General features: G+C 69.5%; 16 protein-coding genes and 1 pseudogene. 5 read left to right on the top strand and 12 right to left on the bottom strand.

The features are described from left to right. Positions 1–7 precede the first annotated feature (7 nt). The 5 genes from V5F59_RS08005 to V5F59_RS07985 are packed head-to-tail and all read right to left on the bottom strand — an operon-like array spanning position 8 to position 5,979. On the bottom strand, positions 8–883 hold the full coding sequence (locus tag V5F59_RS08005) for a branched-chain amino acid ABC transporter permease (RefSeq protein WP_393982088.1): 876 nt from the start codon (positions 881–883) through the stop codon (positions 8–10). Positions 884–922: 39 nt separating this feature from the next. Then, a complete protein-coding gene (locus V5F59_RS08000) occupies positions 923–2,167 on the bottom strand; it encodes an ABC transporter substrate-binding protein (protein ID WP_393982089.1) in 1,245 nt (414 codons plus the stop codon). Between the two features lie 55 nt (positions 2,168–2,222). Further along, the gene (locus V5F59_RS07995; RefSeq protein WP_393982128.1) at positions 2,223–4,562 is read right to left on the bottom strand and encodes a xanthine dehydrogenase family protein molybdopterin-binding subunit; all 2,340 of its coding nucleotides are present in this window, start codon (positions 4,560–4,562) and stop codon (positions 2,223–2,225) included. 59 nt (positions 4,563–4,621) lie between these two features. Next, positions 4,622–5,122 (bottom strand): (2Fe-2S)-binding protein, encoded by a 501-nt coding sequence (locus V5F59_RS07990; protein WP_393982090.1) that lies wholly within the window; start codon positions 5,120–5,122, stop codon positions 4,622–4,624. Then, positions 5,119–5,979 carry an FAD binding domain-containing protein gene (locus tag V5F59_RS07985; RefSeq protein ID WP_393982091.1) on the bottom strand — a complete coding sequence of 287 codons (861 nt, stop codon included), beginning with the start codon at positions 5,977–5,979 and terminating at the stop codon, positions 5,119–5,121. The genes V5F59_RS07990 and V5F59_RS07985 overlap by 4 nt, the downstream gene beginning before the upstream one ends. A gap of 365 nt (positions 5,980–6,344) precedes the next feature. Between V5F59_RS07985 and V5F59_RS07980 the strand changes: the two genes are divergently transcribed. Further along, entirely contained in the window at positions 6,345–6,971 is a 627-nt protein-coding gene (locus tag V5F59_RS07980; RefSeq protein ID WP_393982092.1) for a TetR/AcrR family transcriptional regulator, read from the top strand. A gap of 3 nt (positions 6,972–6,974) precedes the next feature. Here the strand turns inward: V5F59_RS07980 and V5F59_RS07975 are convergent, their stop codons facing one another. Both V5F59_RS07975 and V5F59_RS07970 read right to left on the bottom strand, forming a co-directional pair. After that, entirely contained in the window at positions 6,975–7,859 is an 885-nt protein-coding gene (locus tag V5F59_RS07975) for a LysR family transcriptional regulator (protein WP_393982093.1), read from the bottom strand. 36 nt (positions 7,860–7,895) lie between these two features. After that, positions 7,896–8,018, bottom strand: a complete 123-nt coding sequence (locus V5F59_RS07970) for a hypothetical protein (RefSeq protein ID WP_393982094.1) — start codon at positions 8,016–8,018, stop codon at positions 7,896–7,898. Here V5F59_RS07970 and V5F59_RS07965 point away from each other — a divergent pair. Further along, positions 8,017–9,516 carry a CoA-acylating methylmalonate-semialdehyde dehydrogenase gene (locus V5F59_RS07965; protein ID WP_393982095.1) on the top strand — a complete coding sequence of 500 codons (1,500 nt, stop codon included), beginning with the start codon at positions 8,017–8,019 and terminating at the stop codon, positions 9,514–9,516. The genes V5F59_RS07970 and V5F59_RS07965 overlap by 2 nt on opposite strands. A gap of 499 nt (positions 9,517–10,015) precedes the next feature. Then, positions 10,016–11,107, top strand: coding sequence for a DUF2778 domain-containing protein (locus V5F59_RS07960; RefSeq protein WP_393982096.1), 1,092 nt, complete (start codon positions 10,016–10,018; stop codon positions 11,105–11,107). Between the two features lie 1,354 nt (positions 11,108–12,461). Here V5F59_RS07960 and V5F59_RS07955 read toward each other — a convergent pair. From V5F59_RS07955 to V5F59_RS07935, 5 genes and pseudogenes are all read right to left on the bottom strand, one after another. Further along, positions 12,462–13,823: a glutamate--tRNA ligase gene (locus V5F59_RS07955; RefSeq protein WP_393982097.1), complete on the bottom strand. Its 1,362-nt coding sequence runs from the start codon at positions 13,821–13,823 to the stop codon at positions 12,462–12,464. Between the two features lie 121 nt (positions 13,824–13,944). Beyond that, positions 13,945–14,391, bottom strand: a complete 447-nt coding sequence (locus V5F59_RS07950) for a hypothetical protein (RefSeq protein WP_393982130.1) — start codon at positions 14,389–14,391, stop codon at positions 13,945–13,947. 23 nt (positions 14,392–14,414) lie between these two features. Continuing rightward, positions 14,415–15,041 carry a hypothetical protein gene (locus tag V5F59_RS07945; protein WP_393982131.1) on the bottom strand — a complete coding sequence of 209 codons (627 nt, stop codon included), beginning with the start codon at positions 15,039–15,041 and terminating at the stop codon, positions 14,415–14,417. Between the two features lie 394 nt (positions 15,042–15,435). Next, positions 15,436–15,570: pseudogene (locus V5F59_RS07940) on the bottom strand (SH3 domain-containing protein); the annotation flags it as partial. 165 nt (positions 15,571–15,735) lie between these two features. After that, the gene (locus V5F59_RS07935; protein WP_393982098.1) at positions 15,736–17,160 is read right to left on the bottom strand and encodes a helix-turn-helix domain-containing protein; all 1,425 of its coding nucleotides are present in this window, start codon (positions 17,158–17,160) and stop codon (positions 15,736–15,738) included. A 351-nt stretch (positions 17,161–17,511) separates the two neighbouring features. Here V5F59_RS07935 and V5F59_RS07930 point away from each other — a divergent pair, with 351 nt between their 5' ends. Together V5F59_RS07930 and V5F59_RS07925 are read left to right on the top strand one after the other, a co-directional pair. Continuing rightward, positions 17,512–19,044: an acyl-CoA carboxylase subunit beta gene (locus tag V5F59_RS07930; protein ID WP_393982099.1), complete on the top strand. Its 1,533-nt coding sequence runs from the start codon at positions 17,512–17,514 to the stop codon at positions 19,042–19,044. 169 nt (positions 19,045–19,213) lie between these two features. Beyond that, positions 19,214–21,241 (top strand): acetyl-CoA carboxylase biotin carboxylase subunit, encoded by a 2,028-nt coding sequence (locus V5F59_RS07925; protein WP_393982100.1) that lies wholly within the window; start codon positions 19,214–19,216, stop codon positions 21,239–21,241. Positions 21,242–21,321 lie beyond the last annotated feature (80 nt).

Genomic DNA, 21,321 nt, shown 5'->3' with positions numbered 1-21,321 from the left:
GTTCCCCTCACGCGCCAAGGCCGGGCCGGCCGAACAGCCCCTGCGGACGCACCAGGAGGATGAAGGCCATCAAGGCGAACATGACGATGGTCGCCATCTCCGGCGCGAACAGCGCCGTCATGCTCACCGCCACGCCCACCAGCAGGCCGGCCACCACCGCGCCGAGCAGCGAGCCCATGCCGCCGATGACCGTGACCACGAAGGCCTCGGCCAACACCAGCGTGCCCATCTCCGGGCTCACGTTGCGCATGGGCGCGGCGAGCACGCCGCCCAGCGCCGTGAGCCCGACACCCAGGCCGAACACCACGAGCCACAGGCGGCTCACGTCCACCCCCAGCACCTTCATGATGAGCGGGTCGCGGGCGCCGGCCCGCACGATGAGGCCGTAGCGCGTCTTCTCCAGCGCCAGCCACAGCCCGAAGAGCACCGCGGCCACCACCCCCATCACGAACAGGCGGTAGAGCGGGAAATAGCCCACCCCGAGGTCCACCACGCCCTGCAGCGATTCCGGCGCCGAGAAGGGGATGCCGTCGGTGCCGAAGGTGATCCGCACGCTCTCCACCAGCACGTAGCCGAGGCCGAAGGTGAGCAGCAGCGGGTCGTCCGGCGTGCGCCCGTAGAGCGGGCGGATGAGGAAGCGCTCGATGAGCATGCCCAGCACGCCGATGGCGATGGGCGCCACCACCAGCGCCCACCAGAAGCTGCCGGTCTGCGCGGCGATCCAGAGCCCTGCGTAGGCGCCCACCATGAAGAGGGCGCCATGGGCGAAGTTCACGATGCCCAGCATGCCGAACACGATGGTGAGGCCGAGGGCGACCATGATGAGGATCGCCCCCAGCGCCAGGCCGGAGAACAGCTGCATGAGGATGAGTTCGAGGTCCATGGGGCAAGTCTCCGGGACGTTTCTCCGGCCGCGCGGCGATCAGGTCGGGAAGCCGAGCTCGGCGCAGGAGCGCAGCATCTGCTCGGAGCCGGGCACGTTCTGGACGATCTCGAACAGGTCCTGATCGCCCTTCATCTCGGCCTTGGCCTTCGACCTGAGCACGAGGACCGACTGCACCGACTGGTGGTCGCAGGTGCGGAAGTATTGCGGGCCCTTGGCCACGTCGTACTTGAGGTCCTGCAGGGCCGCGATCACCTTGTCCGTGTCGGTGCCCGCCGCCTTCTGGATGGCGAGCAGCAAGGCCGAGACGCCGGTGTAGCCATAGGCGCCGTAGTCGGTCGGCAGGCTGCCGTACTCGGCCTTGTAGGCGGCGTTGAAGGCCTTGGCGGAGGCGACGGTGTCCTCCATCTGCCAATAGTAATTGGCGCCGCCGATGATGCCCTCGAACACCTCCGGAGCCACCGCGATGCGCTGGTTGTGGAGCAGCACCGGCACCACGATCTGCATCTGCTTCTTCATGCCGAAGTCGTTGGCCTGCTTGATGGAGTTGGCCTGGTCCCGACCGAAGTTGCAGATGGCGAGGATGTCCGGCTTCATGGCGCGGATGCGCGGCATGAGGGTGGAATAGTCCGCCGCGCCGAACGGGTGCAGGATCTCGCCCACCACCTCGGCGCCGATCTCCGCTGCCGCGCGCTTGAAGCCGCGCAGCATCTCGTGGCCGTAGGCGTAGTCCGCCACCAGGAAGGCCACCTTCGAGCCCTTCTTGAAGGTCGCCCGCGCCACCGCGGCCGTGGTCATGTGCGGGTTCAGCGCCTCATGGAAGGTGTATTTGGAGAAGTCCTTCACCTCGTTGATGGTGTCGGACTGGCTGATGGACACGTAGATGACGCCGCGGGCGCGCGTCACCTCGTTCACGGCGAGCTGGACGGCGCTGGAGAGCGCGCCGACCACCGCATGCACCTTGTCCTTCTCGATCAGCTCCAGGGTGCGGGTGGCCGCCTCGCCGGCATTCAGCTTGTCGTCGCGCACCAGAAGCTCGATCTTCCGGCCGGCGATGCCGCCTTTGTCGTTGAACTGCTTCACGGCGAGCTCAGCGCTCTTCACCTGGTCCTTCGCCTCGGCGCCGAAGGGGCCGGTGAGCGGGGTGGGGAAGCCGATGCGGATGGTTTCCGCCTGCGCCCGCACGATGGCCGGCGCGGCCATGAGGCCGACGCCCGCGCCCAGCCCCGCGAGCACGGCGCGGCGGGATACGCCTGGAAAGGGACGCTCGTTCTGTCCGGTCATGGTGTCCTCCCGAATGGTCTTTTTCGTTGGTCGTCGTTTGGCGTCGAAGCGGATGTCAGAAGGTGCCGAGCGCCTTCAGGATGCGCGCGGGGGTCATGGGGATCTGGGTGAGCATGGCGCCCAGCGGGCCGAGGGCGTCGTTCACCGCATTGAGCGCGGCGGCGGAAGAGGCGGCGGTGCCGGCCTCGCCGCACCCCTTGGCGCCCAGTTCCGTGTCTTTGGTCGGCGTCTCCACATGGGCGATGACGATGTCCGGCATCTCGCACGACATGGGCACGAGATAATCGGCGAGCGAGCCGTTGGTGAGCTGGCCGGTGTCGCTGTAGCGGCATTCCTCGAAGAAGGCCGCGCCCAGCCCCTGCACCACGCCGCCGCGCACCTGCTCCTCCACCAGCAGCGGATTGAGGATGCGGCCGCAATCCTCCACCACGAAGTGCCTGAGGATCTTCACGAGCCCGGTCTGCGCATCCACCTCCACATGGCAGCCGTGCACGCCGTTGGTGAAGGCGAAGGGATAGCCCGAGGGCGCATAATGATGGGCGACGGTGAGCTGCGCCTCGGTGCCCGGCGGCAGGGTATCCGAGCGGAAATAGGCGATGCGCGCCACCTCCGACAGGGGCAGGCGCACGGCCCCGCTCGCCTGCTCCACCACCTGCCCGTCGACCAGGTCGAGGTCGCCGGGCTTCGCCTGGAGGATGGCGGCGGCCAGCGCCAGCACATTGGCCTTGAGCCTCTTCGCCGCCTGCAGCGCCGTCTCCCCGCCGATGCCGGCGCCCCGGCAGGCCCAGGTGGCGCCGCCATGGGGGGTCACTTCCGTATCGCCGGTGATGACCTTCACGATGTCCCGCGAAACCCCGAGATAATCGGCGACGACCTGGCCGATGATGGTCTCGGTGCCCTGCCCCTGCTCGGTCACGGAGATCAGGCAGCGCACCTCGCCCGAGGGGGTGATCTTGAGCACCGCCCCGTCCTGGGCGGAGATGCGCGCCCCGCCGATGCCGTAGAAGGCGGGCGTCGGATTGGTGATCTCCACGAACGCGGCGATGCCGATGCCACGCAGGATGCCGCGCTGGCGCAGCGCCTCCTGTTCGGCGCGCAGGCGCTCGTAGTCCATCAGGGTCTTGAGCTTGCCCAGGCAGGCCTCGTGCGAGAGCTTCTCGAACCTGTAGCCGGTGAGCGAGGCGCAGGGATAGGCATCGTCCGGGATGAGGTTCCGGGCGCGGATGGCGAAGGGATCGAGCCCCACGAGGGTGGCCGCGCGGTCCATCAGATGCTCGGTGACGGCGCAGGCGATGGGGTGGCCCACGGCGCGATACTGGCTGGTCTGCGTCTTGTTCTGGAACACCACCTTCAGGTCGGCGCGATAGCCCGTGAGACGATAGGGCGCGCCGATGAGGCGGATGACCTGGTTGCCCTCCACCGCGCTGGTGCGGGGATAGGTGGAGAAGGAACCGATGGCGGTCTCGTCCTCCACTGCGATCGCGGTGATCCGCCCCTCCCCATCCACCGCGGCCCTGGCCTTCACGCGATGGTCGCGGGCGTGGATGTCGGAGACGAAGGCCTCCAGCCGGTCAGCCACATATTTCACCGGCCGGCCGGCGAGCATGGCGAGGCCGATGACGGCCATGTCCTCATGATAGACGTGCAGCTTCACCCCGAAGGAGCCGCCCACGTCCGGCGCCGCCACCCGCACCCGGGCTTCGGGAATCCCATAGTGGCGCGCGTAGAGATCCTGGAACTGGAAGGGAGTCTGCGTGCCGTGGTGGACGGTGAGGCTGCGCTCGCTCGCGTCGTAATCGGCGATGAGGGCGCGCGGCTCCAGCGTCACCCCCGTATGGCGGCCGAAGGCCAGCTCCGCCTCCACCACATGGGCAGCAGAGGCGAACAGGTCATCCACCGCGCCGCTCTCCAGCGTGCTGCGGAAGCAGATATTGTCGGTAAAGCCCGGCACGAGGCGGGGCGCGTCGGCGGCCAGCGCCGTGTCCAGATCGGCGAGGACGGGGAGCTCCTCATACTCCACCTCCACCAGCTCGCATGCATCCTCGGCGGCGGCCCGGCTCTCGGCGACGATGGCCACCACCGCCTGCCCGCACCAGGTGACGCGCTCCAGCGGCAGCGGCAGCTGCGGCTCGGACTTCATGCCCTTGAAATGGTCGAGCGTGCCGACCCAGGGTGTGCACAGCTTCGCCAGGTCCGCCCCGGTCGCCACCAGGGCGACGCCGGGCGCCGTGCGGGCCGCCTCCACGTCCATGCGGACGATGCGCGCATGGGCGAACGGGGCGCGCACGAAGGCCGCATGCAGCATGCGCGGCAACGTCATGTCCGTGACGTAATTGCCCCGCCCGGCAAGCAGGCGCTTGGCATTGGGCCGCGGCAGGGGCCGGCCCACATGCACACCGGGCGCCGGATGGGACGCGTCGTGGCTGCGATCCTGGGGAAGATCGAAAGGCGCGTTCACTTGGCCGCCTCCCCGTTCGCCGCGCGCGCCGCCAGCGCGATGGCATCCACGATGGCCTCATAGCCGGTGCAGCGGCAGTAGTTGCCGGAGATGGCGTCGCGGATCTCCTCCCGGTCCGGCACGCCGCCCCGTTCGATCAGCGCGTGCGCATTCACCAGCATGCCGGGGGTGCAGAAGCCGCACTGGAGGGCGTTGCGCCCATGGAACGCCTCCTGAAGCCGGGTCAGCGCCCCCCGCGCCACGAGGCCCTCCACGGTCTCCACCGCCTGGCCTTCCACCTGCACGGCGAACACGAGGCAGGAATGCACCGGCACGCCGTCCAGCAGCACGAGGCAGGCGCCACACGCGCCCATCTCGCAGCCCAGATGGGTGGCGGTCAGCTCCAACTCGGTGCGCAGGAAATCGGCGAGCGTCAGGCGCGGCGCCACCATGCGGCTGACCGCGGCGCCATTGACGGTGAGGGAGAGCGGCACCGCGCCGTGGGCCATCATGTTCATCCGGCGATCTCCAGCTTGCGCAGCAGGCGGCCCAGCAGCACGCGGGCGAGGTGGCGGCGCATGGCGGCAGGCACCTCCTCGTCGTCGAGGGGGTCGATGTCGGCCTCAAGGGCGCCCTGTGCCGCGGCGATGGTGCCCGCATCGAGGACCTGCCCGATCAGCGCGGCCTCGGCGCTTCGGGCGCGAACGGGGGTCGGGCCGACCGAGAAGAGGGCAATGCGGATGGAGACAAGAGCGTCGCCCGCCCGCTCAGCGAGGATGCCGCCGCCCACCATGGCATAGTCGCCGCGGCGGCGGGCCATCTCCTCGAAGGCGCAGACATGGTTCGGTCCGGCGGCGGGCACATGAAGCGCCACAAGGATCTCGCCCGGCTCGATGGCGGTCTGGTAAAGATCCTGGAAGTATTCATCCGCCGGAACGCGGCGCAGACCTTCGGGACCGGAGATTTCCATCTCCGCGCCCATGGCCAGCATCATGGCGGGAAATTCGGAGGCCGGATCCGCCAGCGCGACACTTCCCCCCACCGTACCGCGATTGCGGATGGCAGGATGCGCCACGAAGGGCGCGGCCGCGGTGAGCAGCGGGGCGTGGGCGCGGATCAGCGGATCGGTCAGCGTCTCGGCATGGCGGGTCAGCGCGCCGATGCGCAGCACCCCGCCCTCAAGGCCCACGCCGCGCAGCTCCGCGATGCCGCCGAGATCGATGAGCACCTGCGGCGCCTGCAGGCGCATGGCCAGCGCCGGCACGAGGCTTTGCCCCCCGGAAATGTAGCTCGCATCCCCTTCCGCGTCGGCAAAGGCGGCATGGGCCTCTTGCAGCGTGCGCGGACGGGCATAGGCGAAAGCGCGGGCTTTCACGTGGATCCTCCCGGTGAGCGTGGCTTCATATTTGTGACCACTTGGTCACAACATGATCCAGGAGGATCCCGCCTGTCAACGGCTATTGCGCGCAAATCTGCCAAAGATCTTGCTGCATCGCCGGAAGAGGCTGGTTTTGCAGCATTCTCTATCGATATATACGATCATATATAGCTTTTCTTCTTGCCGGCACTTGCCCGCTCCCGGCCCCGCCCGGGCGCACGCGGGCCTTGGTCCGGAAGGCGGGTTGCGCTATCGCAGGCGGGATGCAGACGACGCGCTCCAGGGCCCCGACACAACCGGATGCGGCCGCGCCGACCGAACCGACCGCCGGCGATCCGGCCGCCCGGCCGCGCCGGCGCCACATGCGCGCGGCCGACCGCGAGCAGGCCATCATCGAGGAGGCGGTGCGCTTCTTCGCCGAGCACGGCTTCGAGGGGCAGACGCGCGAGCTGGCGAAGCGCATGGGAATCACCCATTCCGCCATCTACCGCTACATCCCGAGCAAGGAAGCGCTCATCGAGCGCGTGTACGAGCACGTCTATCTCAGCCGCTGGCAGGCGAGCTGGGCCCCGCTCGTCACCGACCGCTCACGGCCGCTGGAAGAGCGGCTGACCCAATTTTATTTGGAATATGTGGAGCGGGTGTTCGACTATCACTGGGTCCGGATCTTCGCCTTCTCCGGCCTCAAGTCGTTCGACATCACCAGCCGCTACCTCGCCATCGTCCGCGACGAGATCATCCTTCCCGCCTGCGCCGAGCTGCGTGCCGAGCTGAAGCTGCCGCCGCCCGAGACGGTGCCGGTGAGCGAGCGGGAAGCCGAGCTGTTCTGGGGCCTGCACGGACGCATCTTCTACCTCGCCATCCGCCGCTACGTGTACGGCACCGCGACGCCGGAAGACCTCGGCCCCATCGTGCGCGACGCGGTGCGCTCATTCCGGGCGGGGGTGGCGCCGGTGGTGAAGGACATCGTCGCCGGCGCGGCCGGCTGACGCTCACCCGTTGAAGCTGGCGCGGGCGGCCTTCACCTCGTCCACGATGAAGCGCTCGGTCTCGGCGATGCGCCGCAGGTCCCGCATGTCCGCATGCACCACCAGCCAATAGGTGCGCTGGAACCGAATGTCGGGGAGGATGCGCACCAGTTCCGGCTGCTGCGCGGCCGCGTATTCGTGCAGGATACCGACCCCGCCGCCGGCCCGCACCGCCTCCAGCTGGCCCACCGCGCTGGCGCATTCAAAGCGCCGGCCGGCATGCTCCGCAAGGGCTTCCATGTAGTCGAGGCCGGCGGAGTAGGCGAGGTCCTGCACATAGGTCACGAGGGTGCGGTCGGCGAGGTCGGCGGTCGTCTCCACCGGTCCGGTCCGGGCCAGATAATCGCGGGAGGCGTAGACGCCCAGGGCATAGTCGGTGAGCTTGCGGGAGAAGAGCCGCCCCTCCTGCGGCCGGTCGAGGATCACCGCCAGGTCCGCCTCCCGCTTCGACAGGGAGAAGGTGCGGGGCAGCGGAACCAGTTGAAAAACAAGGCCCGGATGCCGCTCGGCCAGGTACGGCAGGCGCGGGGCGAGGAAATAGGTGCCGAAGGCATCCGGCGCGCCGATGCGCACGGTGCCCTCGAGGCGCAGGTCGGCGTCCTTGAGCAGGGTCTGGGCGCGCAGCATCTCGCTTTCCATGCGCTCGGCGATGGGCAGGAACAGCTCCCCCACCGCCGTCAGGGTGCAGCCGGAAGGCCGGCGGGCAAAGACTTTCGCCCCCAGGTCCTCCTCCAGCGCGGTGAGGCGGCGGGTGACGGTGGCATGGTCGAGCCCGAGGTTCCGGGCGGCCGCGAGCATCTGCCCGGCGCGCGCCACGGCGAGGAAAATGCGGGCGTGGTCCCAATTCATGCCAGATGCCTTTTTACGCAGAACAAGTACGCTTTCTTAGGCATTGATCCGCGCATCTTCCAGAGCTTCTTTCGCGACGTTCGATACGTTCGGCGCGGCTCGGTCCAGCTTCGGCATCAGCACGATGCCCCCGCCCGCCCGACCCTGGGAGGCAGCCATGACAAGCATCGGCCACTACATCGCCGGCCGGCATCTTTCGACGGCATCAGCCGCGGAGACCTCAGCCCCGGTGTTCAACCCCGCCACCGGGGAGGAATCCGGCCGCGTGATTCTCGCCGACGGCAGCCGGGTGGACGAGGCGGTGGCCGCCGCGGCCGCCGCCTTGCCGGCCTGGGCCGCCACCCCCGCCCCGGCGCGGGCGCGGGTGATGTTCAAGTTCAAGGACCTGCTCGAGCGGAACCTCGATCAGCTCGCGGCCCTCATCACCAGCGAGCACGGCAAGACGGTGGAGGACGCCAAGGGCGAGATCGTCCGCGGCATCGAGGTGGTGGAGTTCGCCTGCGGCATCCCGCACCTTTTGAAGGGCGAGTTCTCCGACCAGGTGGGCCGGGGCATCGACACCTTCTCCATGCGCCATCCGGTGGGCGTGTGCGTGGGCATCACGCCGTTCAACTTCCCGGCCATGGTGCCGCTGTGGATGATCCCTATGGCGCTCGCCACCGGCAACACCTTCGTGCTCAAGCCTTCGGAGAAGGACCCCTCCGCCTCCCTGCGCCTCGCCGACCTTCTGGCCGAGGCGGGCCTGCCCGCCGGCGTGTTCAACGTGGTGCAGGGCGGCAAGCCGGCGGTGGACGCCCTCCTCACCCATCCGAAGGTGGCGGCGGTGAGCTTCGTCGGCTCCACGGCGGTGGGCGAGTACATCTACCGGACGGCCGCCGCCCACGGGAAGCGCGCCCAGGCCCTGTGCGGCGCCAAGAATCACCTCGTGGTCATGCCCGACGCCGACCTCGACAAGACCGTGGACGCCCTGATGGGCGCCGGCTACGGCTCCGCCGGCGAGCGCTGCATGGCGGTCTCGGTGGCGGTGGCGGTGGGCGGCGTCGGCGACGCGCTGATGGAGAAGCTGGTGCCGCGGGTGCAGGCGCTGCGCGTCGGCCCCGGCAACGACCCGGACAGCGAGATGGGCCCCCTCGTCACCCGCGAGCACCTGGCCAAGGTCTCCGGCTATGTGGACCTCGGCGTCGAGGAAGGCGCGAAGCTGGTGGTGGACGGCCGCGGCCTGAAGCTCCAGGGCCATGAGAACGGCTATTTCATCGGCGGCTGCCTGTTCGACCACGTGACGCCGGACATGCGCATCTACAAGGAGGAGATCTTCGGACCCGTCCTCTCCGTGCTGCGCACCGACACGTTCGACGAGGCCCTGAAGCTGGTGAACGACCACGAGTATGGCAACGGCGCCGCCATCTTCACCCAGGACGGCGCCGCCGCCCGCGCCTTCGACTATGGCGTGGTGGCCGGCATGGTGGGCATCAACGTGCCGATCCCGGTTCCGATCGCCTACCACTCGTTCGGCGGGTGGAAGCGGTCCATCTTCGGGGACCGGAACGTGTACGGGCTGGAGGGCGTTGGTTTCTATACGCGCCTGAAGACCACCACCGCCCGCTGGCCCCAGGGCGTGCGCACCGGCGCCGAGTTCGTGATGCCCGTCCTGCGCTGATCCTTCAATCAGCTGAAACACATGCCGCGCCGCAGCGTGCTCCGCTGCGGCGCGGCCTTTTCATTTCCGCAGCGTCAAGCCAAGGGCTCGCCAAGACAGTATCGGGCTGCTAACCTCGCAGAGTCGTGACGGCCATTTTCTCGCCGTTGTGATCTGGCCTAAGGACCCTCAAGGCGGGTGCGCAAGCGCGGCCGAAGGGCCTGGCAGAAGGCCGGAGTAAGGGGTTCGCCATCCCGGACGGGCGGTTTGGCCGCGGTTCGGGCCGGTGGCTCAAGCGTCGGACGTAAAGGGAAAAGTTACCAGGTTTCGGCAGGTTTGTGGGGCTGGCGGGCACGTGCGGCGTCCTTTCGGGACACCTTCGCGCGGGCTCAGCGATCAAATGGCCGGCGGTTCGGGCGCGGTGGTTGCCGCACCTCGTGAATCGTTTGGCCCATTGGACGAGGGCCCTGCAATGCATGAGCGAGGCCGGATACGACCGGCGGATCGAATAGCGGGGACCATGGATCACACGCACCGGATTACTGAAGAGGAGGTGTACGACGACGCCCCCTTCGGCTCGATGGATCCGGAGGGCCGTTCGCGCGTGTCGCACCACAGCGCCCTCCTCGGCATCGGCGCCGGCATCGGCGTGGGCCTGCTGCTGGCAGCCGGCGCCCTCTGGGCTGCGAAGGGCTCCTTCGCGTTCGGCGTCAGCGCGCCGCAGGCCGTCGCCTCCTCCCCCGCGCCGCGTCCCCTCGCGCTGGCTTCCGCCGGCATGGACGTGACCGAGACCGCCCGCGTCGCCCCTTCCGGCGCGCTCGAAATCAGCATCTACCGCATCTTCCTCACCAGCGAGGGCATCAGCGGCGTGTCGCTCGCGAGCGCTACCGTGGTGCCCGGGCCCGCCGATGCGGCGGCCACCGTGAAGATCGCCCGCAGCGTGCCCCTGCCGCAGGCCAATCCGCTGTTCGCCGGCCGCGGCCAGAACGGCGTCGACAGCCTGAAGGCCCTGGCCGATGCCGACCAGGGCGGCGCGCCCCTGCCCCAGCGCAATCCGCTGTCGCGCGAGCAGCGCCTGTCCTACGCCGCCCTGCCCGACCCGACCAATCCGCTGGCCGACACGCCCGCCCCCGCCGGCCCCGGCCCGACGACTGACCCGGAAGAGGTGGCCCTGCCCACCCCGGGCAGCGGCTATGCGCTCTACGACATCAAGGGCAAGATGGTTTACATGCCCGACGGCTCGAAGCTGGAGGCCCACTCCGGCTATGGCGAGATGTTCGACGACCCCAAGCAGGTGCACCGCCGGATGATCGGCCCCACCCCGCCGAACGTCTATTCGCTCACCATGCGCGAGGCCTTGTTCCACGGCGTGGAAGCCATCCGCATGAATCCGGTCGGCCCGGGCAAGATGTACGGCCGGGCGGGCATCCTCGCCCACACCTACATGCTGGGCCCGCGCGGCGATTCCAACGGCTGCGTCTCGTTCAAGGACTACGAGAAGTTCCTGACCGCCTTCAAGCGGGGCGAGATCAAGAAGATGGTCGTGGTCGCGCAGCTGCAGAACGCGCCGAAGGAGCCATCTTCGCTCTTCTCCTGGCTGAAGCCGCAATAAGCACCTCCGACAGGATGTGAGGATCAAGGGGGCCGGAAGGCCCCCTTTTTCATTTCGGGGCTGGTCCCGCGGGCGTGGCGCCGGGGAAAACAAGCCGGGGCCCCGGAGAAAACCGGCGAAGCCGGCATATCCGGGGGGCGCTCCTTGCCGAGGCCTGCGCGGCGGAGGAGGTCCCCTCCCTCCCGGACACGGCCACCTGCGGCGACATCTTGTCCGGCCACATCTTGCACTGGCCCCCGGCTCGCCTTTCGCTGGTCGCCTCGGTCGGCCGGGAAACGCAGGTGTGGGGCCGGGCGGGGCCGTCGCCCCGGCGGGTCCGGGGCCTCCACGCCAACCTGCCGGTGCGCGGGACGACCACGCGCCGGCCCGGCCGCAGGGTGGGTCCCCGACACTCCGGCTGTCGCCGCGCTTCGTTTCCTCTGGCGGGGGCCGGCACCAGCCGACTTCCGAACAGGCCCGGGGCGAACGGCGGCGAGCCCCCGTTCCCCCGGACAAACAGCGGCGCAGCCGGAGCGCAGGGCCGGGGTGCGAGGGAAATCCACGAAGCCGGCGAGGCCTGGCCACGCGCTCCGCGAGAGTCGCCTTGGGCGAACTTGAGCGCCGAGTCCCGGCTCGCCAATCGCCGGGACAAGACGGTGCGGGAGAGAACTCCTCCCCGTTCTCGGACAAGCGGCGGCATAGCCGGAGCGCAGGGCCGCGGGGTCCGGGGGAAAATCAGCGAAGCCGGCGAGGTCCGGCCACGCGCTCCGCGAGAGGCGCCTCAGGTGAACTTGAGCGCCGAGTCCCGGCTCTCCAGCCGCCGGGGCAAGACGGTGGGGGAGAGAACCCCTCCCCGTTCTCGGACAAGCGGCGGCGCAGCCGGGACTCAGAGCCGGGGAACGGGAGAAAAGTGGCGAAACCGGCGATCTCCGGCCAGGCGCTCCGCGAGAGCCACCTTGGGCGCACTTGAGCGCTGAGCCCCGGCTCGCCAATCGCCGGGGCAAGACGGTGGGGGAGAGAACCCCTCCCCGTTCCCCGGACAAACAGCGGCGCAGCCGGAGCGCAGGGCCGGGTGCGGGAAAATCAGCGAAGCCGGCGAGGTCCGGCCACGCGCTCTGCGAGAGGCGCTTCAGGCGCACTTGAGCGCTGAGCCCCCGGCTCGCCGCTCGCCAAGGCAAACAGGGGGAAAGAGCCCCTCCCCGTTCCACGGACGAACGGCGGCGCCGCCGGAGCGCAGGGCTAGGGTCCGGGGGAAAAGCGGCGAAGCCGGCAATAGCCGCTGCGCCCGTCGCCGAGGCGCGCAGGGCAGCAAAGCCTCCCCCGTCCCGGAGGACGGCGCGGGGGGATGACGCGCGGAAAGCGCCTGCCGTCCCCCTCAGGCCTCGGCGCCGCCGAGCCGCCCGGCCACCCGCGCCCGACCCATCAGCCGCAGCAGGGCTGCCAGCTCCGGGCCCGTGTCGCGGCCCGTGAGGGCGCGGCGCAGGGGGTGGAACAGGGCCTTGCCCGCCCGCCCGCTGGCCGCCTTCACTGCCTTGATCCAGGCCGGATAGGTCGCGCCGTCCCATGGCTCGGCCGGCAGCAGGGTGGCGGCTTCGGCGAGGAAGGCGCGGTCCTCCTCGGCGAGCAGCCCGGCGCGGGGTGTCGCCGCCACCTGCCACCATTCCTGCGCCTCGGCGAAGCGCGAGAGGTTGCCGCGCACGGCGCTCCAGAACGCCGCCCCGCCACCGATGCCCAGGGCTTCGAGCCGCGGGGCGGCGGCGGCATAGGGCATCATGTGCAGCGTGCGCGCGGTGAGGAGGGACAGGTCCTCCGGATCGAACCGCGCCGGCGCGCGGGAGATGGCCGGAAGCGCCACCTTCTCCATGAGCGCCTCGAGGCTTTCCACCGCCTCCACCGCATGGGAGGTGCCCACCAGCACGGCGGCGGCGGCCACCGCCAGCGGCTCCTCCCCGGCCTCCCGCAGGGCGGAGACGGAGAGATGGCCGAGGCGCTTCGAGAGCCCCTCGCCGCTCGGCAGGATGATGAGATTGTGGTGGGCGAAGCGCGGCACCGGCCCGCCCAGCGCCTCGAACAGCTCGATCTGCACGGCGGTGTTGGTCACGTGGTCCTCGCCGCGCACCACGTCGGTCACGCCGAGAGCGATGTCATCCACCACCGAGGGCAGGGTGTAGAGGTAGCTGCCGTCGGCGCGCACCAGCACGGGATCGGAAAGGTTCGCCGTGTCCACGTGCTGCGGCCCGCGCACCCCGTCGTCCCAGGTCACGATGCGGTGGGCGAGGCGGAAGCGCCAGTGAGGAGCCCGGCCCTCGGCCTCAAGGCGGGCGCGGTCGGCATCGGTCAGGGCGAGCGCGGCGCGATCATAGACCGGCGGCAGGCCGCGGGCGCGCTGCAGCCGGCGCTTCAGCTCCAGCTCCTCCTCGGTCTCGTAGGCGGGATAGAGGCGACCCGCCGCCTTCAGCCGCTCGGCCGCCGCCCCGTAGTCGGCGAGGCGGTCGGACTGGCGGACGGTGAGGTCGGGCGGGATGCCGAGCCACGCGAGGTCCGCGGCGATGGCATCGGCATATTCGGTGCGGGAGCGGGCGGCGTCCGTATCGTCGAAGCGCAGGATGAAGCTGCCGCCGGCCCGCCGGGCGAGAAGCGCATTGAGGAGCGCGGTGCGGGCATTGCCCACGTGGATCAGCCCCGTGGGCGAGGGGGCGAAGCGGAACACGGGGCGGGGGAGAGCGGGACGAGACATGCGCCTGCCCATAGCCCGGCGCGGCCGTTCCGTCGATGGCCGGGTGCCGTCGCCGGCCTCCCGAGACGGAGGACGGCAGGCAAAAGAAGGAGCCCGGCCACAGGGGCCGGGCTCCGGTTTCTCAGCGCTGCGGCGGCGGGCACTCCTGCCCGTTGCAGTTGCGGCCACCACCCTGCTGCGGGCGCTGTTGCTGCTGCTGCCCCTGCGGCTGCTGGCGCTGCTGCTGCAACTGCTGCTGGCGTTGCTGCTGCTGTTGCTGGCGGTTCTCCAGCTGTTGCTGCTGACGCTGCTGCTGCTGTTGCCGCATCTCCTGCTGGCGCTGTTGCTGCTGCTGGCGCTGCTGCTGCAACTGTTGCTGCTGCTGCTGACGCTGTTGCTGAAGCTCCTGCTGGCGCTGCTGTTGCTGCTGACGCTGCTCCTGCTGACGCTGCTGGTTCTGCTGCATCTGCTGCTGGCGCTGTTGCTGGATCTCCTGCTGGCGCTGCTGTTGCTGCTGCATCTGGTTCTGCTGACGCTGCTGGAACTGCTGCTCCCGCTGCTGCAGCTGCTGCTGGCGCTGCTGAAGCAACTGCTGCTGCCGCTCCTGCGGCGTCAGGCGACCGCCGGGCTGACCCGGTTGACCGGGAGGAACCCCGGGCTGACCCGGAACCGTGCCGGGCTGGCCGGGACGACCCGGACCGCCGGGCTGACCCGGCTGGCCGGGAGGAACCCCGGGCTGACCCGGAACCGTGCCGGGCTGGCCAGGGCGACCCGGACCACCGGGCTGACCGGGCTGGCCGGGAGGAACCCCAGGCTGCCCCGGAACCGTGCCGGGCTGACCGGGACGACCCGGACCACCGGGCTGACCGGGCTGGCCGGGAGGAACCCCGGGCTGACCCGGAACCGTGCCGGGCTGGCCAGGACGACCCGGACCGCCAGGCTGACCAGGACCGCCGGGCTGACCGGGACCACCGGGATAACCAGGCTGACCAGGCTGACCCGGACCGCCGGGATAACCAGGCTGACCAGGCTGGCCGGGACCGCCGGGGTAGCCGGGCTGACCAGGCTGACCGGGACCACCGGGATAGCCGGGCTGACCAGGCTGGCCGGGACCACCGGGGTAGCCGGGCTGACCAGGTTGGCCGGGACCACCGGGATAGCCGGGCTGACCAGGCTGACCGGGACCGCCGGGATAACCGGGACGGCCGGGGCCGCCAGGATAGCCGGGCTGGCCGCCACCGTTATATCCGGGATAGCCGGGCCGGCCCCAGCCGGGAGGCGGGGGCGGCGGCGCGGGGGGCGGCGGCTGCATCCCGGGAGGGGACACGTAGCCGCTGCGCCACCAGCCGGGCTGACGCGGGCCGGGCGGGGGCGGATACCAGCCGGGACGCGGCCGCGGCTGGTAGGCTTCCCAGCGGTAGCGATCGGCATACCACGGCTGGTTCACATAAAATGGCCGGTTCACGTAATACGTGTTCCAGTATTGCGAGGCGGCGAAGGCCACCACCGGCACGCCCACCGCCGCCAGACCCCAATCCGGGATCACCGCGGTGCGGCCCTGCTGCTCGAAGCCGAGATATTCGCTGTAGACCCAGCCGCGATAGTCCTGCCAGATCACATCGCACCAGGACTCGTCCTGGAGGCAGCCCTGGATATCCAGGGGCGAGCCATCCGGGATGACGCCCAAGCTCGGAAATTCCGTATCCGGACCGGTCCGGATATTCACATTCGCCGTGGAGTAGCCGGGCGCCGCCTGCGCGGAGACCATTCCCGCCATCACCAGGCCGGCAACCCAGCCGCCCAGTCTGAGTACCCTCATGGATCACTCCCATTCGACTCGACGCCGAGTCGATGCCGCACTCTACTCCCCGCGTCGTGGCGTTTCATGTGCCAAGGCGCGGCGTTTCGACAGCGCAGGCGCGGCAACATTGCGTCAAGTGATGGTGAACGGCTGAATGTCCCGAACGTTCCCGTCGATGCGAATTTCCCGGTCCAGCGGCGGGAAGGCGCGCAGGTCGCAGTCGCGGCGGGGGCAGATGCGGCAGGACACGCCGAGCTTGGCCACCGGCGCCGCCTTCAGGTCCAGCCCGTCCGCATAGACGATGTCGTGGGCGAAGGAGACCTCGCAGCCGAGGCCGAAGGCAAACGCCCGCGCCGGCTGGCCGTGGCGCAGGCTGGGGGTGATGACCGCGCGCGCCAGGCAGATGTAGCGCACCCCGTCCGGCATCTCGCCCACCTGCACCAGGGTGCGCCCGCCCATCTCGAACGCCTCGTGCACGTTCCAGGCGGCGCAGGCGCCGCCGTGGCGGGCGAACTGGAAGCGCGTGGCCGAATGCCGCTTGGTGATGTTGCCGGCCCGGTCCACCTTGGCGAAATAGAAGGGCACCCCCTTCGCCCCCGGCCGCTGCAAGGTGGAGAGGCGGTGGCACACCTGCTCCAGGCTCGCCCCCGTCTCCAGCACCAGCCGGTCGATGTCGTGCCGCAGCTTGCGGGCGAGGTCGAGGAACCGCCGGTAGGGCAGGAGCAGGGCCCCGGCGAAATAATTCTGCAAGGCGAGGCGGCAGATCTCCGCCGCCGTCCGGCTGCGGAAGGCGCCGGCGGCCACCGTCTCCTCCACCAGGTCCGCATGCTCCAGCTGGGCGATGGTGGCGGCGATGCGGAAGGCCCGCGTCGGCGCCGGCAGCACCCCCGAGAGCACGAGGCGCCGCGTCCGCGGATCGAAGCGGGAGAGGGGAGCGTCCGGGTCCGGCCGGCCCACCTCCACCTGCACGTTGTGGCGTCGCGACAAATGGGCCGCCAGCGCCGCCACCGGATCCGCGTCGTCCAGGATGCCGAGTGACGCCGCAGCGGTTTCCGCTGCGTGATCAAGGCTATCCACGTAATTGTCAATGTAGTGGAAGAAGTCGCGCACCTCCTCGTAGGGGATCAGCTTCGCCTCGTCCGCACCCGGCGCCACGCCGGCGGTGAGCATGTCGTCGAGGGAGGCGCGCCATTCCGTGTTGCGTTGCAGCGCGACATGCATGCGCAGGAAGGCATGGGCGAAGGCCGGCGAGAGGTTGGCGATGGCCTTGGCATCCTGCAGGCCCAGCTCCAGGTCGCCGAAGAAGGGGTCCGCCGCCACCTCCCGCAGGTCCGCCACCAGCCGGTCGAGGTCCTCCGCGCCGAAGGAGGTGATGTCCACCGCGAAGGTGCGGGAGATGGCGATGAGGATGGAGGCGGTGAGCGGGCGCTGGTTGCTCTCGATCTGGTTGATGTAGGACGGCGAGACCGACAGGCGCTGCGCCAGTTCGCTCTGCTTCAGCCCCAGCTTCTCCCGCAGCCGCCGCACCGCGTGGCCGGCATAGACCTTCTGGCGCATGATCGCCCCGCCCCCGTACCGCCACCGCCGCGCCGGAGCGGCGACTTCGCGATTGTGAAGAATTCACAAATTACAACACAGAACTTTTACATATTCAAATGCCGCCCTCGCCCTGCTAGCGAGCAGACCGGCACATCCGGTCAGGGCACTGGAGCGCGCGCCGCGCCGCCTGCATCGCAAGCGGCGCGGACACCGCGTTCTCCATCCCGGGGCTGGAGGGCAGCCCACCGCGCTCCGGCGTATCGGCCCCGGGCCGGCACGGCGAAGGGAAGCGCGGTCGGCGCGCTTTCCTTCGCGCCACCGGCCGTTACACTGCCTTGCAACAGATACCCGAACAGAGGGGCGCACCGCATGAAGGACATCCTCGAAGAGCTCGAGAGCCGGCGCAACGTCGCCCGCCTCGGCGGCGGCGAGAAGCGCATCGCGGCACAGCATGCCCGCGGCAAGCTCACCGCCCGCGAGCGCATCGAGCTGCTGCTCGACCGCGGCACGTTCGAGGAATACGACACCTTCGTGCAGCACCGCTGCGTGGACTTCGGCATGGCCGAGCAGAAGGTGCCCGGCGACGGCGTGGTGACCGGCTGGGGCACGGTGAACGGCCGCAAGGTGTTCGTCTTCGCCAAGGACTTCACGGTGTTCGGCGGCTCCCTCTCCGAGGAGCACGCGCGCAAGATCACCAAGATCCAGGACATGGCGCTGAAGACCCGCGCGCCCATCATCGGCCTGTTCGACGCCGGCGGCGCGCGAATCCAGGAAGGTGTCGCGGCGCTGGGTGGTTACGGCGAGGTCTTCAAGCGGAATGTCATCGCCTCGGGCGTCATTCCGCAGATCTCGCTGATCATGGGGCCGTGCGCCGGCGGCGACGTCTACTCCCCTGCCATGACGGATTTCATCTTCATGGTACGGGATACCTCCTACATGTTCGTTACCGGCCCCGACGTGGTGAAGACGGTCACGAACGAGACCGTCACCGCCGAGGAGCTGGGCGGCGCCAAGGTGCACACCTCCAAGTCCTCGGTGGCCGACGGCTCCTATGAGAACGACGTGGAGATGCTGCTGGAGACGCGGCGCCTCATCGACTTCCTGCCCGCCAACAACCAGGAGGGCGTGCCCGAGTGGCCCTCCTTCGACGATCCCGCGCGGATCGACGAGAGCCTCGACACGCTGGTCCCGGACAACCCGAACAAGCCCTACGACATCAAGGAGCTGATCCTGAAGGTCGTGGACGAGGGCGACTTCTTCGAGATCCAGGCGGCCTACGCCAAGAACATGGTCACCGGCTTCGGCCGCATCGAGGGGCGCACGGTGGGCTTCGTCGCCAACCAGCCCATGGTGCTGGCCGGCGTGCTCGACAGCGACGCCTCCCGCAAGGCGGCCCGCTTCGTGCGCTTCTGCGACGCCTTCGAGATCCCCATCGTGACCTTCGTGGACGTGCCCGGCTTCCTGCCCGGCACCGCGCAGGAATACGGCGGCCTCATCAAGCACGGCGCCAAGCTGCTGTTCGCCTATTCGCAGGCCACCGTGCCTCTGGTCACCGTCATCACCCGCAAGGCGTTCGGCGGCGCCTATGACGTGATGGCCTCCAAGCACGTGGGCGCCGACGTGAACTACGCCTGGCCCACCGCGCAGATCGCGGTGATGGGCGCCAAGGGCGCGGTGGAGATCATCTTCCGCGCCGACATGGGCGACCCGGACAAGATCGCCGCCCAGACCCAGAATTACGAGAAGCGCTTCCTCTCGCCCTTCGTGGCGGCGGAGCGCGGCTATGTGGACGAGGTGATCATGCCCCACTCCACCCGCCGGCGCCTCGCCCGCGCGCTCGCCATGCTGCGCACCAAGAAGCTGGAGCAGCCCCCGCGCAAGCACGACAACATGCCGGTGTGAGGCTGGGGCAAAGGGAAGGCCGCCTGGGTCCCGAAAGCTGCTGCCCACCTTTGAACCGCCGTCATGTCCCGGACGAGCCGGGGCATGACGGCGCAAAAGGCCCGAGGGCGCATCGCGCAAGGATCCGATCCGAGATTATTCGCGCCGCTGGCGCAAAGGAACGAACACCATGTTCACCAAGATCCTGATCGCGAACCGGGGTGAGATCGCCTGCCGCGTCATCAAGACGGCGCGCAAGATGGGCATCAAGACCGTCGCCGTCTATTCGGACGCCGACAAGGACGCCCTCCACGTGGAGATGGCGGACGAGGCGGTGCATATCGGCCCGCCGGCCGCCGCCCAGTCCTACCTCATCGCCGAGAAGATCGTGGAGGCCTGCAAGCTGACCGGCGCCGAGGCGGTGCATCCCGGCTACGGCTTCCTGTCCGAGCGCGCCTCCTTCCCCAAGCTGCTCGCCGAGCACGGCATCGTCTTCATCGGTCCGAACCCCCATGCCATCGAGGCCATGGGCGACAAGATCGAATCCAAGAAGGCGGCCGCCGCCGCCAAGGTCTCCACCGTGCCCGGCTATCTCGGCGTGCTGGAGAACGGGACGGAAGCCGCGAAGATCGCCGACGAGATCGGCTATCCGGTGATGATCAAGGCCTCCGCCGGCGGCGGCGGCAAGGGCATGCGCATCGCCTATTCCCGCGACGAGGTGCAGGACGGCTTCGACCGCGCCAAGAGCGAGGCCAAGTCCTCCTTCGGCGATGACCGCGTGTTCGTGGAGAAGTTCATCGTCGACCCGCGCCACATCGAGATCCAGGTGCTGGGCGACAAGCACGGCAACGTCATCTACCTCGGCGAGCGCGAGTGCTCCATCCAGCGCCGCAACCAGAAGGTCGTCGAGGAGGCCCCCTCCCCGCTGCTGGACGAGGCCACCCGCAAGAAGATGGGCGAGCAGGCCGTCGCCCTCGCCAAGGCGGTGGGCTACGACAGCGCCGGCACGGTGGAGTTCGTCGCCGGCCAGGACAAGAGCTTCTACTTCCTGGAGATGAACACCCGCCTCCAGGTGGAGCATCCGGTCACCGAGCTCATCACCGGCATCGACCTGGTGGAGCAGATGATCCGCGTCGCCGCCGGCGAGCCCCTCTCCATCACCCAGGAGGACGTGAAGCTCACCGGCTGGGCGGTGGAAAGCCGCATCTATGCGGAAGACCCCTACCGCAACTTCCTGCCCTCCACCGGCCGCCTGGTGCGCTACCGCCCGCCGGCGGAAGGCAAGGACGGCCCCATCACCGTGCGCAACGACACCGGCGTCTATGAGGGCGGCGAGATCTCCATCTTCTACGATCCCATGATCGCCAAGCTGGTGACCCACGCCCCCACCCGCGCCATGGCCATCGAGGCCCAGGCGGATGCGCTGGACGCCTTCGCCATCGACGGCATCGGCCACAACATCCCCTTCCTGTCCGCCCTCATGGCGCACAAGCGCTGGCAGTCGGGCAACCTCTCCACCGGCTTCATCGCCGAGGAATATCCGGACGGCTTCCACGCCCGCGCCCCCGAGGGCGAGCTGGTGCACTATCTCTCCGCCGTGGCGGCGGTGATCGACCACATCCAGAACACCCGCAAGCGGCAGATCTCCGGCCAGACCTCGGGCGTCACCTGGAACATCGCCAAGCGCCGCATCGTGCAGCTCTCCGCCGCCGAGGAGACGCTCTCCACCCCCTGCGAGGTGGAAGCGGTGGACGGCGGCTTCAAGGTGCAGATCTTCGGCACCGACGGCACGCCCGGCCACACCCATCTGCTGCGCTCCTCATGGAAGCCCGGCGACGTGGTGTGGTCCGGCACCATCGATGCCGACCAGGTGGCGGTGCAGGTGCGCACCATCCCCAACGGCTATGTGCTGGCCCACCGCGGCATCTCCACCCGGGCGCGGGTCTACACCGAGCTGTCCGCCTCGCTGGCGGCGCTGATGCCGAAGAAGGAGAACGCCGGCGGCGGCAAGGAGCTGCTGTGCCCCATGCCGGGGCTGGTGGTCTCCATCGCGGTGGTGCCCGGCCAGGAGGTGAAGAACGGCGAGATCCTCGCCATCGTGGAAGCCATGAAGATGGAGAACGTGCTGCGCGCCGAGCGCGACGGCATGATCAAGGCGGTCCACGCCAAGGCCGGCGACAGCCTCGCCGTGGATGCGGTGATCCTGGAATTCGCGTGATGAGTGCGGCGCGGGCTGTTCCCTTTGGCCTTGAGGGGCTACCTAGAGGGGGCGGAAGCCGCGCCGCATTTCGCGCGGCC

Source organism: Xanthobacter nonsaccharivorans (genome assembly GCF_043194755.2).
Taxonomy (GTDB): domain Bacteria; phylum Pseudomonadota; class Alphaproteobacteria; order Rhizobiales; family Xanthobacteraceae; genus Xanthobacter; species Xanthobacter autotrophicus_G.
The sequence above is the reverse complement of the archived record's forward strand: the minus strand, read 5'-3'. Positions and strand labels throughout refer to the sequence as shown.